Annotated in this window: 16 protein-coding genes; 3 read left to right on the forward strand and 13 right to left on the reverse strand. The window is 72.4% G+C overall.

The window, feature by feature from the left end; genetic code table 11:
- The first annotated feature begins 64 nt into the window (after positions 1-64).
- The 3 genes from coaA (at position 65) to mscL (ending at position 2,325) form a co-directional block, all read left to right on the forward strand.
- Positions 65-1,021, forward strand: a complete 957-nt coding sequence (gene coaA, locus RCG67_RS02560) for a type I pantothenate kinase (protein ID WP_058872547.1) — start codon at positions 65-67, stop codon at positions 1,019-1,021.
- A complete protein-coding gene (locus tag RCG67_RS02565; RefSeq protein ID WP_368824727.1) occupies positions 1,021-1,848 on the forward strand; it encodes a M15 family metallopeptidase in 828 nt (275 codons plus the stop codon). Before coaA ends, RCG67_RS02565 begins: the two co-directional genes overlap by 1 nt.
- Positions 1,849-1,932: 84 nt before the next feature.
- Positions 1,933-2,325, forward strand: a complete 393-nt coding sequence (gene mscL / locus RCG67_RS02570; RefSeq protein WP_368825123.1) for a large conductance mechanosensitive channel protein MscL — start codon at positions 1,933-1,935, stop codon at positions 2,323-2,325.
- 79 nt (positions 2,326-2,404) lie between these two features.
- On the opposite strand, the gene glmM is transcribed toward mscL, so the two are convergent.
- The 13 genes from glmM to RCG67_RS02635 all read right to left on the reverse strand — a co-directional run bounded on the left by glmM (position 2,405) and on the right by RCG67_RS02635 (position 12,626).
- A complete protein-coding gene (gene glmM, locus RCG67_RS02575; protein ID WP_368824728.1) occupies positions 2,405-3,760 on the reverse strand; it encodes a phosphoglucosamine mutase in 1,356 nt (451 codons plus the stop codon).
- A 135-nt stretch (positions 3,761-3,895) separates the two neighbouring features.
- The gene (rpsI, locus tag RCG67_RS02580; protein ID WP_368824729.1) at positions 3,896-4,402 is read right to left on the reverse strand and encodes a 30S ribosomal protein S9; all 507 of its coding nucleotides are present in this window, start codon (positions 4,400-4,402) and stop codon (positions 3,896-3,898) included.
- A gap of 33 nt (positions 4,403-4,435) precedes the next feature.
- On the reverse strand, positions 4,436-4,879 hold the full coding sequence (gene rplM, locus RCG67_RS02585) for a 50S ribosomal protein L13 (RefSeq protein ID WP_017833326.1): 444 nt from the start codon (positions 4,877-4,879) through the stop codon (positions 4,436-4,438).
- Between the two features lie 260 nt (positions 4,880-5,139).
- On the reverse strand, positions 5,140-6,108 hold the full coding sequence (locus RCG67_RS02590) for a tRNA pseudouridine synthase A (protein ID WP_368824730.1): 969 nt from the start codon (positions 6,106-6,108) through the stop codon (positions 5,140-5,142).
- Positions 6,109-6,219: 111 nt separating this feature from the next.
- Complete coding sequence (rplQ, locus tag RCG67_RS02595) at positions 6,220-6,981, reverse strand: 50S ribosomal protein L17, sunset domain variant (RefSeq protein ID WP_058872542.1); 762 nt, start codon at positions 6,979-6,981, stop codon at positions 6,220-6,222.
- Positions 6,982-7,048: 67 nt separating this feature from the next.
- The gene (locus RCG67_RS02600) at positions 7,049-8,056 is read right to left on the reverse strand and encodes a DNA-directed RNA polymerase subunit alpha (RefSeq protein ID WP_017833323.1); all 1,008 of its coding nucleotides are present in this window, start codon (positions 8,054-8,056) and stop codon (positions 7,049-7,051) included.
- Positions 8,057-8,193: 137 nt separating this feature from the next.
- Positions 8,194-8,598, reverse strand: a complete 405-nt coding sequence (gene rpsK, locus RCG67_RS02605) for a 30S ribosomal protein S11 (protein ID WP_058872541.1) — start codon at positions 8,596-8,598, stop codon at positions 8,194-8,196.
- 91 nt (positions 8,599-8,689) lie between these two features.
- Positions 8,690-9,058, reverse strand: a complete 369-nt coding sequence (rpsM, locus tag RCG67_RS02610) for a 30S ribosomal protein S13 (protein ID WP_017833321.1) — start codon at positions 9,056-9,058, stop codon at positions 8,690-8,692.
- Positions 9,059-9,228: 170 nt separating this feature from the next.
- On the reverse strand, positions 9,229-9,342 hold the full coding sequence (gene rpmJ, locus RCG67_RS02615) for a 50S ribosomal protein L36 (protein WP_017833320.1): 114 nt from the start codon (positions 9,340-9,342) through the stop codon (positions 9,229-9,231).
- A gap of 55 nt (positions 9,343-9,397) precedes the next feature.
- Entirely contained in the window at positions 9,398-9,619 is a 222-nt protein-coding gene (infA, locus tag RCG67_RS02620; protein ID WP_017833319.1) for a translation initiation factor IF-1, read from the reverse strand.
- 266 nt (positions 9,620-9,885) lie between these two features.
- A complete protein-coding gene (gene rlmN / locus RCG67_RS02625; protein ID WP_368825124.1) occupies positions 9,886-11,061 on the reverse strand; it encodes a dual-specificity RNA methyltransferase RlmN in 1,176 nt (391 codons plus the stop codon).
- Between the two features lie 50 nt (positions 11,062-11,111).
- A complete protein-coding gene (gene map, locus RCG67_RS02630) occupies positions 11,112-11,948 on the reverse strand; it encodes a type I methionyl aminopeptidase (protein WP_368824731.1) in 837 nt (278 codons plus the stop codon).
- Between the two features lie 114 nt (positions 11,949-12,062).
- Positions 12,063-12,626: an adenylate kinase gene (locus RCG67_RS02635; RefSeq protein ID WP_368824732.1), complete on the reverse strand. Its 564-nt coding sequence runs from the start codon at positions 12,624-12,626 to the stop codon at positions 12,063-12,065.
- Between the last annotated feature and the right edge of the window lie 76 nt (positions 12,627-12,702).

Raw genomic sequence — 12,702 nt, forward strand, 5'->3', positions numbered from 1 at the left:
ACCCGGGTACCGCGCCTGTCTGCCGTTCGCGGCGGGCGTCCGGGGTCGGTCTAGACTGTGGTCGATGACCGCATCTACGCTGAGCGACCGCACCTCGCCCTTCGTGGAGCTCGACCGGCAGACCTGGTCGAGGCTCTCCCACGAGATCGATGTCCCCCTCACCTCCCGGGAGATCGAGAACCTGCGCGGCCTCGGCGACCGGCTCGACGTCGAGGAGGTGCGCGAGGTGTACCTCCCCCTCTCGCGGCTGCTGACCCTCTACGACGAGTCCTCGAACCGGCTCAACGCCTCGACCAACGCCTTCCTGGGCGAGGAGCACGCCCGGACGCCGTTCGTGATCGGCATCGCCGGGTCCGTGGCCGCCGGCAAGTCCACCACCGCCCGGCTCCTGCGCGAGCTGCTGTCCCGGTGGCCGTCCACCCCCAACGTGCAGCTCATCACCACGGACGGGTTCCTGTACCCCAACGCGGAGCTCCAGCGCCGCGGGCTCATGGACCGCAAGGGGTTCCCGGAGTCCTACGACCGGCGCGCCCTGCTGCGCTTCGTCGCGAAGATCAAGTCGGGCGCCCCCGAGGTGCGGGCCCCCCGGTACTCGCACCACAGCTACGACATCCTGCCGGGCGAGGAGATCGTGGTGACCCGCCCGGACGTGGTCATCATCGAGGGGCTCAACGTCCTCGCCCCCGCCAAGGTGGGCCCCGGGGACCGGGCCGCGCTGGCGCTGAGCGACTTCTTCGACTTCTCGATCTACGTGGACGCCCGGCCCGGGGACATCGAGCGGTGGTACGTGGAGCGCTTCCAGGCCCTGCGCTACTCGGCCTTCGCCGACCCCGGGTCCTACTTCCACCGCTACGCCGACCTCTCCGACGACGGGGCCGTGGCCACCGCCACCGGCATCTGGCGGCGGATCAACGAGCCGAACCTGATCGAGAACGTGCAGCCGACGCGCGGCCGCGCCCGGCTGATCCTCTCCAAGGACTCCGACCACTCCATCCGGCGCGTGCTCCTGCGCAAGAACTGATGGGCGCCCCGCGCACCGGCGCCCTCCTGCTGGCCGCCGTGCTGCTCGTGACCGGGTGCGCGCCGGATCCCGGGGGCGCTCCCCCGGAGCCCGCCGGCACCGCACCGGCTGCGGCCGCGTCCTCCGCCCCGGCGTCCTCCGGCCCGGCCCCTTCCGCCCCGGTCCCCTCCGCCGCGGCGCCTCCGCCCGGTGCGGCGACGACGGCACCGGGCGCCGGTCCCGCCGCGGAGCCGGGTGCGGGCCCCGACCTCGACGACCCCGCTTCGCTCGCCGTGGTGGTCAACAAGCGGCGGCCCCTGGACCCGCCGGACTGGGCCCCCGCCGCGCTCGAGGACGTCGAGGGGCACCTCCTGCGTCCCGAGGCGGCCGCCGCGGCGCGGGGGCTGCTCACCGCGGCCCGGGCGGACGGCGTGCCGATCCGGATCGTGTCGGGCTACCGCTCCTTCGCCGAGCAGTCCGGCACGTACGCCGGGTGGGTCGCGCGGAAGGGCCGCGCGGCCGCCGACACGGCGTCCGCCCGGCCGGGCCACTCGGAGCACCAGACGGGCCTGGCCGTGGACGTCGGCGACGGCTCCGGGTGCGACCTGCAGGTGTGCTTCGACGGCACGGCCGCCGCCGCGTGGGTGGCCGAGCACGGGCCGGAGCACGGCTTCGTGGTCCGCTACCCGTGGGGCGAGCACGGCACCACCGGCTACTGGTACGAGCCGTGGCACCTGCGCTACCTGGGCCCGGAGCGGGCCCGGGAGCTGGTGCGCTCGGGCGCGGCCACGCTCGAGGAGTTCTCGGGCCTGCCGCCGGCCCCGGACTACGGGCCCGCCGCCGGCTGACCCCGGCCCGGGACCGGCCCCGCGTGCGGAGCCGGTCCCGCGTCCCGGCGCCTCGGCCCTGCGGTGACCCCCTACGCTGTGAGCATGCTCAAGGGGTTCAAGGAATTCATCATGAAGGGCAACGTGCTGGACCTGGCCGTGGCCGTGATCATCGGCGCGGCCTTCGCCCAGGTGGTCAACGCCATGGTCGAGGCGGTGCTGATGCCGCTCATCTCCGCGCTGGTCGGCTCGCCGAACTTCGACTCCTTCGCGGTGCTCACCGTCAACGGCAACGACGTCCGGTTCGGCGTGCTGCTCACCGCGCTCGTGAACTTCCTGCTCGTGGCCGCCGCCGTGTACTTCGCGATCGTGCTGCCCATGAACAAGATGATCGAGGCCCGCAACCGCCGCCTCGGCGTCGACCCGGCCGAGGAGGAGGCCGACGCCCAGGTGCAGCTGCTCACCGAGATCCGCGACGCCCTGCACCGGCGCACCTGATCCCGTCCCCGGACGCGCCGGAGGCCCGCACCGTGATCACGGTGCGGGCCTCCGGCGCCTCCCGGGCGGGCCGAGCGGCTCAGACGGCCAGGGCCAGCTCGCGCTCCACCACGGCGGCGAGGAACTCCGTCTCGGCCCGGGCGACGTCCTCGGAGGCCGCCTCGACCATCACGCGGACCACGGGCTCGGTCCCCGAGGGCCGCAGCAGCACGCGGCCCGTCTCGCCGAGGCGCTGCTCGACCTCGGCGACGGCGGCCTGCACCCCGGGGTTGGAGCCCACCGCGGCGCGGTCCACGCCGCGCACGTTGAGCAGCACCTGCGGCAGCCGCGTCATCACCCGGGCCAGGTCCGCGAGCGGCGCACGGGTCTGGGCCACGCGCGAGGCCAGCATCAGCCCGGTCAGCAGCCCGTCGCCGGTGGTGGCGAAGTCGGACATGATGACGTGGCCGGACTGCTCGCCGCCCAGGTTGTACCCGTGCTCGGTCATCGTCTCGAGGACGTAGCGGTCCCCCACGGCGGTCTCGCGCACGTCGATCCCGGCCTCGCGCAGGGCGAGCTTGAGCCCGAGGTTGCTCATCACGGTGGCCACGAGCGTGTCGTCCACGAGCCGGCCCGCGTCCTTGAGCGCCAGGGCGAGGATCGCCATGATCTGGTCCCCGTCCACCTCCCGGCCCGTGGCGTCCACGGCGAGGCAGCGGTCGGCGTCGCCGTCGTGCGCGATCCCGAGGTCGGCGCCGAGCTCGACGACGGCCCGCCGGAGGGGCTCCAGGTGGGTCGAGCCGCAGCCGTCGTTGATGTTCAGGCCGTCGGGCTCCGCGCCGATGACGTGCACCTCGGCGCCCGCGCCGCGGAACGCGTCCGGGGACACCCCGCTGGCCGCGCCGTTGGCGCAGTCGAGGACCACGCGCAGCCCCTCCAGCCGGTGCGGGATGGCGCCCACGAGGTGCAGGACGTAGCGGTCCTCCGCGTCCGTGAGCAGGTGGATGCGCCCGACGCCGGCGCCGGTGGGCCGCCGGAAGTCCCCGGACTCGTAGACCTGCTGGATCTCGTCCTCCACCCGGTCGGGCAGCTTCCGCCCGCCGTGGGCCAGGAACTTGATCCCGTTGTCGGGGGCCGGGTTGTGCGAGGCGGAGATCATCACGCCGAAGTCGGCGTCGACGTCCGCCACGAGGTAGGCCAGCGCGGGGGTCGGCAGGACGCCGGCGTCGTGGACGTCCACGCCCGACCCGGCCAGGCCCGCGGTGACGGCCGCGCTGAGGAACTCGCCGCTGGCGCGGCCGTCCCGCGCGACGACCGCCGTGGGGCGCCGCCCCTCGCGTGCGTGGCCGTGGCCGAGCACGATCGCGGCCGCCTGGGCCAGGTCCAGGGTCATGTTGGCTGTGAGGAGGTCGTTCGCGAGCCCGCGCACGCCGTCCGTTCCGAATAATCTAGACATCGCCCCCCATCCTACGTTCCCCGCGGCCCGGACAGCGGCAGGCGGGCGTTAACGAACGGACCCCGTCCGGGACCCGGGGTGCACCGGGTCGGACGGGGTCCGTGGGGCCGAGGGCGGGCCGGGACGGCCCTCCGGTCAGCGCTTCGAGTACTGCGGGGCCTTGCGGGCCTTCTTGAGCCCGGCCTTCTTGCGCTCGATGACGCGCGGGTCGCGCGTCAGGAAGCCGGCCTTCTTGAGGGTCGGGCGGTTGTTCTCCACGTCGATCTCGTTCAGCGCGCGCGCCACGCCGTGGCGCAGGGCGCCGGCCTGGCCGGAGGGGCCGCCGCCGTGGATGCGGGCGATGACGTCGTAGGCGCCCTCGAGCTCGAGCACCTTGAAGGGGTCGTTGACCTCCTGCTGGTGCAGCTTGTTCGGGAAGTAGTTCTCCAGGGTGCGGCCGTTCACGGTCCACCGGCCGGAGCCGGGGACGACGCGCACGCGGGCCACGGCCTCCTTGCGGCGGCCGACGGCCTGGCCGGAGACGGTCAGGGCCGGGCGCTCGGCGGCGACCTCGGTCTCCTCGGCGGGGGCGGACTCGGAGGTGTAGCTGCTCAGCTGCTCCTCGCCGTCCACGATGTTCTGCTCTTCAGTATTCTGAGCCACGATGTTCCTCGCTAGTTTCTGTCGTAGGCCCGGTTACTGGGCGACCTGGGTGAACTCGAAGGTCTGCGGCTGCTGGGCACCGTGCGGGTGCTCCGGGCCGGCGTAGACCTTGAGCTTGGACATCTGCTGGGCGGCCAGCTTGTTCTTCGGGAGCATGCCACGGATGGCCTTCTCCACGGCGCGGACCGGGTGCTTCTCCAGCAGCTCGGCGTAGGAGCTGGACTTGAGCCCGCCCGGGTAGCCGGAGTGGCGGTAGGCCCGCTTCTTCTCGAGCTTGGAGCCGGTCAGGGCCACCTTCTCGGCGTTGATGATGATGACGAAATCACCGGCGTCCACGTGGGGAGCAAAGGTCGGCTTGTGCTTTCCGCGCAGCAGCGTTGCGGTCTGGCTGGCAAGACGACCCAGGACGACGTCGGTGGCATCGATGACGTGCCACTGGCGCTGGATGTCACCGGGCTTCGGGGTGTACGTACGCACGTTAGTTTGCCTTCGTTCGGGTTATCTCGGTGGCGCTAGTTGGGATCACGCCGTTTCTCGGTGTGCCGTCCGGGGCTCGGGTGAGGGCCGAGCTGCATCCGGTGCCCGAGACCCCGGTGCACCGGACCGCCATGCGTCCTGCAACTGGACGGCGGATCCGGGTACACGTGAACCGAGGCGGGACACGCACAACAGCACCCCACGTTACCGGATGGAGCGGCCGTTGACCACTCGGGCCATACACCCGGAGGATCCGGCGGTCAATCTCCCCGCGGGCGGCCGGGGCCGCCGGCGTCCGCCGGCCCGTCGCCGTCCCGGGGCGGCCGGCGGGGACCCACGGGATCGCGCAGCGCCCGGGTGCGCTCGGCCCGCTCCCCCAGGGCGGCGTCCCCGGGGTAGCGGACCTCCTCGAGCACGAGGGCGTGCGCCGGGGCCATCAGCACCCGGGCGTCCCGGACCCGCTCCGCGAGCCGCCGGCCGAGCCAGTCGGGGTCCTCGCGGCCCGCGCCCACGCGCGCGGCCGCGCCGACGACGGAGCGGACCATGTGGTGGCAGAAGGCGTCCGCCTCGATCTCCAGCACCACGAGCCCGCCGGGGTCCCGGGCGACGGACACGTCCAGGACCTCCCGCACCGTGGTGGCGCCCTCGCGCGGGCGGCAGAAGGGCAGGAAGTCGTGCAGGCCCACCAGCTCCCGCACCGCCCCGGCCATCACGGGGACGTCGAGCACGTCCTTCGACCACCACGTCAGGTGCCGCGTGAGCGGGTCCCGGCCCGCCGCGCCGTCGTCGATCCGGTAGCTGTACCGGCGGGAGGCGGCGGAGAAGCGGGCGTCGAAGCCGGCCGGGGCGGCGCTCGCGCGGCGCACGACCACCGCCCCCGGGCACTCCGGCAGCCCCTGTTCCCGGCGGCCGCGGCCCAGGACGTGCGCCAGCGCCCCGGTCAGGCGGCGCTCGAGGGCGAGCGCCGGGTCCTCGTCCCGGCCGCGGGCCAGCGCGGCCCACTCCTCCGGCACGAGGTCCAGGTGCACCACCTGGCCGCGCGCGTGCACGCCCGTGTCCGTCCGCCCGGCCACCGCGACCCGCACGTCCCGGCGGACCAGCACGGCGAGGGCGTCCTCCAGGGCCCCCTGGACGGTGGGCAGCCCCGGCTGCCGGGCCCACCCGGAGAACGGCGCGCCGTCGTAGGCGAGGTCGATCCGCACGCGCACGGCGGGGACGGACGGGCTCATGCTCAGCTCCTGGGGTGCTCCTGGGGTGTGGTCAGGGGGTCGGCGGGCACGACGACGCCGCCGGGGACCAGGTCCCCGGCGGCGTCACGGTGTCTGTCCGAGCGGGCCCGGTCAGCGCATCTTCTGCGCGGCGGCGCCACCGGCCGGCTGGAAGCCGGCGGCCTCGGCGTTGGCCGGGGAGTCGAACCAGATCTCGGCGGTGGTCCCCGTGTACCAGCGCGAGCCGGGCACGTGGTACTTCATCGAGTTCTTGTTGCCCTTGACCTCGAAGCCCTCGGGGGCCTCGCCGGACTCGAGCGGGGCGTGCGAGCCGGGGAACTCCGCGTCGGTGTTCTCGGCGGCGACCTCGGCGGCCTGCTCGGAGCCGACCTCGGGGGCCTGCTCGTCGGCGGGGATCTCCTCGGCGGCGACCTCACCGGCGGTGGAGTCGGCCGGGGTGTCGACCGGGGCGGCGGGGGCCGGGGCGGCCTTCTCGGTGGCGCGCTCGGCCTCGGCCACGGTCGCCTTGGTCGCGACGGGCTCCATCACGAGCTCGATCACGGCCATGGGGGCGTTGTCGCCCTTGCGGTTGCCGATCTTCGTGATCCGGGTGTAGCCGCCGTTGCGGTCCTCCATCGCCGAGGCGATGGTCGTGAACAGCTCGTGCACCACGGACTTGTCGCTCAGCTGCGCCAGCACGCGACGGCGGGCGGCCAGGTCACCGCGCTTGGCGAAGGTGATCAGGCGCTCGGCGTAGGGACGCATCCGCTTCGCCTTCGTCACGGTGGTGGTGATGCGCTTGTGCTCGAACAGCTGCTGCGACAGGTTCGCCAGCATCAGGCGCTCGTGCGCGGGTCCGCCTCCGAGGCGGGGTCCCTTGGTGGGAGTAGGCATGGTTGTTGATCTCCTGGAAGTTCGTCCCGTCCGTGCCGGGCGGCCGGTGGGACTTCAGCGGGAAGGACTAGTGGTCGTCGTCGTCGAACGGGTTCTCGTCGTCGATCGCGGCGGCGCGAGCGGCGAGGTCGAAGCCGGGGGGCGAGTCCTTGAGGGACAGCCCGAGGTCGACGAGCTTGGCCTTGACCTCGTCGATCGACTTGGCGCCGAAGTTGCGGATGTCCATCAGGTCCGCCTCGGAACGGCCCACGAGCTCACCCACGGTGTGGATGCCCTCGCGCTTGAGGCAGTTGTAGGACCGCACGGTGAGCTCGAGGTCCTCGATGGGCAGCGCCATGTCGGCGGCCATCGCGGCGTCGGTCGGCGAGGGCCCGATCTCGATGCCCTCGGCGGCCGTGTTGAGCTCCCGGGCGAGACCGAACAGCTCGACCAGGGTGGTGCCGGCGGAGGCCACGGCGTCACGCGGGGTGATGGCCTCCTTCGTCTCCACGTCCAGGACCAGCTTGTCGAAGTCGGTGCGCTGCTCGACGCGGGTGGCCTCCACGCGGAAGGTCACCTTGAGGACGGGCGAGTAGATCGAGTCGACCGGGATGCGCCCGATCTCCGCGTCCCCGGCCTTGTTCTGGGCGGCGGAGACGTAGCCGCGCCCGCGCTCGATGGTCAGCTCGAGCTCGAGCTGGCCCTTCGCGTTGAGGGTCGCGATGTGCAGGTCCGGGTTGTGGATCTCCACACCGGCGGGGGCCGTGATGTCCGCCGCGGTGACGACGCCGGGGCCCTGCTTGCGCAGGTAGGCGACGACGGGCTCGTCCTGCTCCGAGGAGACGGCGAGCTTCTTGATGTTGAGGATGACCTCGGAGACGTCCTCCTTGACGCCCTCCACGGTGGAGAACTCGTGGAGCACCCCGTCGAGCCGGATGCTGGTCACGGCAGCACCGGGGATCGAGGACAGGAGGGTGCGGCGGAGGGAGTTGCCGAGGGTGTAGCCGAAGCCGGGCTCGAGCGGTTCGATCACGAAGCGGGACCGGTTGTCGGCCACGACCTCTTCAGAGAGGGTGGGGCGCTGTGCGATGAGCACTGATGTTTCCTTTCAGCGGGCATCCGCTATATGACGCGCGCAAATGGTGGAAAACAGTTGATGGGTGCGGACCGGTGCCCGGTCCGTTGTCGGCACGCGCACCGGGACCCCGCGGGGTCCCGGTGCGCGTGCTCACATCAGACGCGGCGGCGCTTCGGCGGGCGGCAACCGTTGTGCGCGCTCGGGGTGACGTCCGAGATGGAGCCGACCTCGAGGCCGGTGGCCTGCAGGGAGCGGATGGCGGTCTCGCGCCCGGAGCCCGGGCCCTTGACGAACACGTCGACCTTGCGCATGCCGTGCTCCTGCGCGCGCTTGGCGGCGGCCTCGGCGGCCATCTGGGCCGCGAAGGGGGTGGACTTGCGAGAGCCCTTGAAACCCATCTCGCCGGCGGAGGACCAGGACAGGACGGCGCCGGAGGGATCGGTGATGGTGACGATGGTGTTGTTGAACGTCGACTTGATGTGGGCCTGGCCCTGGGTGACGTTCTTCTTGTCCTTGCGACGCGGCTTGCGGGCAGCCGTCGCGCGAGTCTTCGGGGGCATGGAAATCTCCTACAAAGTTTTGAAGAGCGGTGAAGAGTGGTGGTGGGCCGCCCGGGGGACCGCGGGGTCCCGGCGCGCGGGCGGCAGCGGGCTACTTCTTCTTGCCGGCGACCGTGCGCTTCGGACCCTTGCGGGTGCGGGCGTTGGTCTTGGTGCGCTGACCGTGCACCGGCAGGCCGCGGCGGTGCCGGATGCCCTGGTAGCTGCCGATCTCGACCTTGCGGCGGATGTCGGCGGCCACCTCGCGCCGGAGGTCACCCTCAACCTTGTAGTTGTCCTCGATGTAGTCGCGCAGCTCCACGAGCTGGGCGTCGGTGAGTTCGCGCACGCGCAAGTCGCCCGAGATGCCGGTGGCGTCCAGGGTGGCCAGCGCGCGGGTGCGTCCCACGCCGTAGATGTAGGTGAGCGCGATCTCCAACCGCTTCTCACGGGGAAGGTCGACGCCTGCGAGACGAGCCATATCGGCGGTTCTCCTTGTGCTGTTCCAGAGGTCTGGAGCATCGCTGTCCGGTCGGGGACGTCATGTCCGTCCGCCGGTCCCCGGCCTCTGTACCGGGGGCGCCCGCCTGGATCTCTCCGGTCGGGAGCGGTGCCTATGTCGATCCACTTGCGTGGGGTGGTCGGGGCCTCTCAGCCCTGACGCTGTTTGTGGCGCGGGTTCTCGCAGATCACCATGACCCGCCCGTTGCGGCGGATCACCTTGCACTTGTCGCAGATCGGCTTCACGCTCGGTTGGACCTTCATCGCATTCCTTCGCGTCGTTCTCTCGAGTGGTGTGCGGCCCGGACGGCCGCCGGTCCTACTTGTAGCGGTAGACGATACGACCGCGAGTGAGGTCGTACGGGCTCAGCTCCACCACCACGCGGTCCTCGGGGAGGATCCGGATGTAGTGCTGGCGCATCTTCCCGGAGATGTGGGCGAGGACCAGGTGACCGTTGTTCAGCTCAACGCGGAACATCGCGTTGGGCAGAGCCTCGACCACAGTGCCTTCGATCTCGATGACTCCGTCTTTCTTGGCCATATCCTCCGCTAACTTCAGGTGCCCCCCGCCGGGGCGGCGGGCAGGGTTTCGGGTGTACATCGTCGTTAAACGCCGCCGCGGACCCGTACGCGTGCACCATCACCGTTCGTGGTGCACGGTGAGGGTCGGCGCGGTCCGATGAGTGCGGAATCGCTGGAGCACAGACAACCAACAGGACACTCTACGGGATCGGGGCCGCCTCCTGCAACGCGGGGGGGGCGGCCCCGGGGGCCCGGCCGGATCCGGCGGACCGGGGGCGACGGCGCTCAGACGGTCGCGGCGAGCTGCCCGCAGGCCCCGTCGATGTCCGAGCCGCGGGTGTCCCGCACGGTGGTGGGGATGCCGTGGGCGCGCAGCCGTTCCACGAAGTTCTGCTCCACGCCCGGCCGGGACGCGGTCCACTTGGAGCCCGGGGTCGGGTTGAGCGGGATCGGGTTCACGTGCACCCAGCCCCCGCCGCGGGCGTTGAGCTTCTCCCCGAGCAGGTCGGCCCGCCACCCGTGGTCGTTGATGTCCCGGATCAGGGCGTACTCGATCGAGACCCGCCGGCCGGTGGCCTGGTAGTACTCGTAGGCGGCGTCGAGGGCCTCGTCGACCTTCCAGCGGGTGTTGATCGGGATGAGCTCGTCCCGCAGCTCGTCGTCGGGGGCGTGCAGGGACAGCGCCAGGGTGACCGGCAGCTTCTCCTGCGTGAACTTCCGGATGCCGGGCACGAGGCCCACGGTGGACATGGTGATCCCGCGGGCGGAGATCCCGAGGCCCTCCGGGGACGGGTCGATGAGGCGGTGGATCGCCCCGATCGACGCCTTGTAGTTGGCCAGGGCCTCCCCCATGCCCATGAAGACGATGTTCGAGACCCGCAGCGGCTCCTGCTCGGCCCGCCCGACGCGCCCGCCGCGGAGCATCCGGGCCCCCTGCACGACCTGCTCGACCATCTCCGCGGTCGAGAGGTTGCGGGTCAGGCCCGCCTGGCCGGTCGCGCAGAAGGGGCAGTTCATGCCGCACCCGGCCTGCGAGGAGATGCACATGGTGACCCGGTTGGTGTAGCGCATCAGCACCGACTCCACGGTGGCCCCGTCGAAGCACCGGTGCACGTTCTTCACGGTGGCGCCCTGGTCGGCCTCCAGGCTGCGCACGGTGGTCAGCAGCGGCGGCAGGGCCTGGGACACGAGCTCCTCCCGCCCCGCGGCGGGCAGGTCGGTCATGTCCTCCGGCGCGGTGGCGAACCGGTCGAAGTAGTGCCGGGAGAGCTGGCCCGCCCGGAAGGGCTGGTGGCCCAGCTCGGCCAGGAACTGCCGGCGGCCCGCCATGTCGAAGTCGGCGAGGTGGCGCGGGGGCTTCCCGCGGCGCGGCGCGGCGAAGGTCAGCTGGCCGGGCCGCGGCTTCACGGTCAGCTCGACGGGCGTGCGGGTCGTGGTGGTCTGCTGCGGCTGCTGGGCCACGGTGTTCTCCTCGCGGGGTCGCGGGTCCTGGACGGTCGGGGGGCGGGCGCTCACGGCAGGTCCTCCGGGATCGGGACGGGGCGCACGCCGAGGGGCTCGAGCTCCGAGGCCCCGCCGTCCTCGGCCGTGAGCACCCAGACGCCGTCGGCGTGCAGGGCCACGGAGTGCTCCCACTGGCTCGAGCGGGCGCCGTCCGTGGTGACCACGGTCCACTCGTCGTCGAGCACGCGGGTGCCGATCCCGCCGCGCACGAGCATCGGCTCGATGGCCAGCGCCATCCCGGCGCGCAGGCGGGGGCCGCGGTCGGTGCTGCGGAAGTTGAGGACGTCGGGGGCCATGTGCATCTTGGAGCCGATGCCGTGGCCCACGTACTCCTCGAGGATCCCGAAGCGGTGCCCGGAGACCTTCCGCACGTAGTCCTCCACGGCCGCGCCGATGTCGCCGACGTGCGTGCCGGTCGCCGCCGCGGCGATGCCGTGCCACATGGCGTGGCGGGTGACGTCGGAGAGCTCGGCGTCGGCGGGGTCGGGACGGCCCAGCAGCACGGTGCGCGCCGAGTCCCCGTGCCAGCCCTCGACGATCGCCCCGCCGTCCACGGAGAGGATGTCCCCCTCCTGCAGCACCTGCTCCCCGGGGATGCCGTGCACCACGACCTCGTTGACGGACACGCACACCGCGGCGGGATAGCCGAAGTAGCCGAGGAAGTTGGAGCTCGCCCCGTGCTCGTCGAGCACGGCGCGGAAGACGTCGTCGAGGGACGCGGTGGTCGCGCCGGGGACGGCGGCCGCCACGGCGGCGTCGAGGGCGCGCGAGGTCACCACCCCGGCGCGCTGCATGGCGCGCAGCTGGGCATTGGTCTTGTACTCGATCCGGCGGCGGCCGAACATGCGGTCTTCCTTCCGAGCCGCTCCGGGTCGGGAGCTCGCGGCTGTGGTGGGTTAAACGTGAGACCCCCGGGGGTGTCCGGGGGTGTCACGGCGTCGGTGGTGCGGGGCGGTGCGTCAGGACAGCGCGCCCATGATCCGCTGGGAGACCTCGTCGACGGTCCCCAGGCCGTCGACCTCGCGGACGATGCCGCGCCGGTCGTAGACGTCGACGACCACGGCGGTCTCCGCGTCGTACACGTCGAGACGGTGCCGGATGACCGCTTCGGTGTCGTCGGTGCGCCCCTCCTTCTGGGCGCGCCCGAGGAGCCGCTGGACGAGCTCGTCGCGGTCGGCGGTCAGCTTCAGCACGACGTCGAGCTCCTGCCCCAGCTCGGCGAGGATGGCGTCGAGCTCCTCCACCTGCGCGGCGTTGCGCGGGTAGCCGTCGAGCAGGAAGCCGTCGGCCGTGTCCGTCTCGGCGAGGCGCTCGCGCACCATCCGGTTGGTCACCGAGTCGGGGACGAGGTCGCCGGCGTCGATGTAGCTCTTGGCCTCCTCGCCCAGCGCGGTCCGGCCCTTGATGTTCGCCCGGAAGATGTCCCCGGTGGAGATCGCCGGGATGCCGAGCTGCTCCGAGATGCGCACGGCCTGCGTGCCCTTGCCTGCGCCGGGGGGGCCGATGATGAGCATGCGGGTCATGAAGTCTCCTTGCGGTCGGTGGTGGCTGCGGTCACAGTCTATCGGGACGTCCCGGGCGCCCCGGCGCGGGGCGCCC

Origin of the sequence: Kocuria cellulosilytica, assembly GCF_040981245.1 — a bacterium.
GTDB classification, from domain to species: Bacteria; Actinomycetota; Actinomycetes; order Actinomycetales; family Micrococcaceae; genus Kocuria; species Kocuria cellulosilytica.

Coding starts and splice junctions, on each gene's coding strand:
- coaA (WP_058872547.1), top strand. CDS start 65: ATGACCGCATCTACGCTGAGCGACCGCACCTCGCCCTTCGTGGAGCTC.
- RCG67_RS02565 (WP_368824727.1), top strand. CDS start 1,021: ATGGGCGCCCCGCGCACCGGCGCCCTCCTGCTGGCCGCCGTGCTGCTC.
- mscL (WP_368825123.1), top strand. CDS start 1,933: ATGCTCAAGGGGTTCAAGGAATTCATCATGAAGGGCAACGTGCTGGAC.
- glmM (WP_368824728.1), bottom strand. CDS start 3,760: ATGTCTAGATTATTCGGAACGGACGGCGTGCGCGGGCTCGCGAACGAC.
- RCG67_RS02590 (WP_368824730.1), bottom strand. CDS start 6,108: ATGAGCCCGTCCGTCCCCGCCGTGCGCGTGCGGATCGACCTCGCCTAC.
- rplQ (WP_058872542.1), bottom strand. CDS start 6,981: ATGCCTACTCCCACCAAGGGACCCCGCCTCGGAGGCGGACCCGCGCAC.
- rpsK (WP_058872541.1), bottom strand. CDS start 8,598: ATGCCCCCGAAGACTCGCGCGACGGCTGCCCGCAAGCCGCGTCGCAAG.
- rpsM (WP_017833321.1), bottom strand. CDS start 9,058: ATGGCTCGTCTCGCAGGCGTCGACCTTCCCCGTGAGAAGCGGTTGGAG.
- rpmJ (WP_017833320.1), bottom strand. CDS start 9,342: ATGAAGGTCCAACCGAGCGTGAAGCCGATCTGCGACAAGTGCAAGGTG.
- infA (WP_017833319.1), bottom strand. CDS start 9,619: ATGGCCAAGAAAGACGGAGTCATCGAGATCGAAGGCACTGTGGTCGAG.
- map (WP_368824731.1), bottom strand. CDS start 11,948: ATGTTCGGCCGCCGCCGGATCGAGTACAAGACCAATGCCCAGCTGCGC.
- RCG67_RS02635 (WP_368824732.1), bottom strand. CDS start 12,626: ATGACCCGCATGCTCATCATCGGCCCCCCCGGCGCAGGCAAGGGCACG.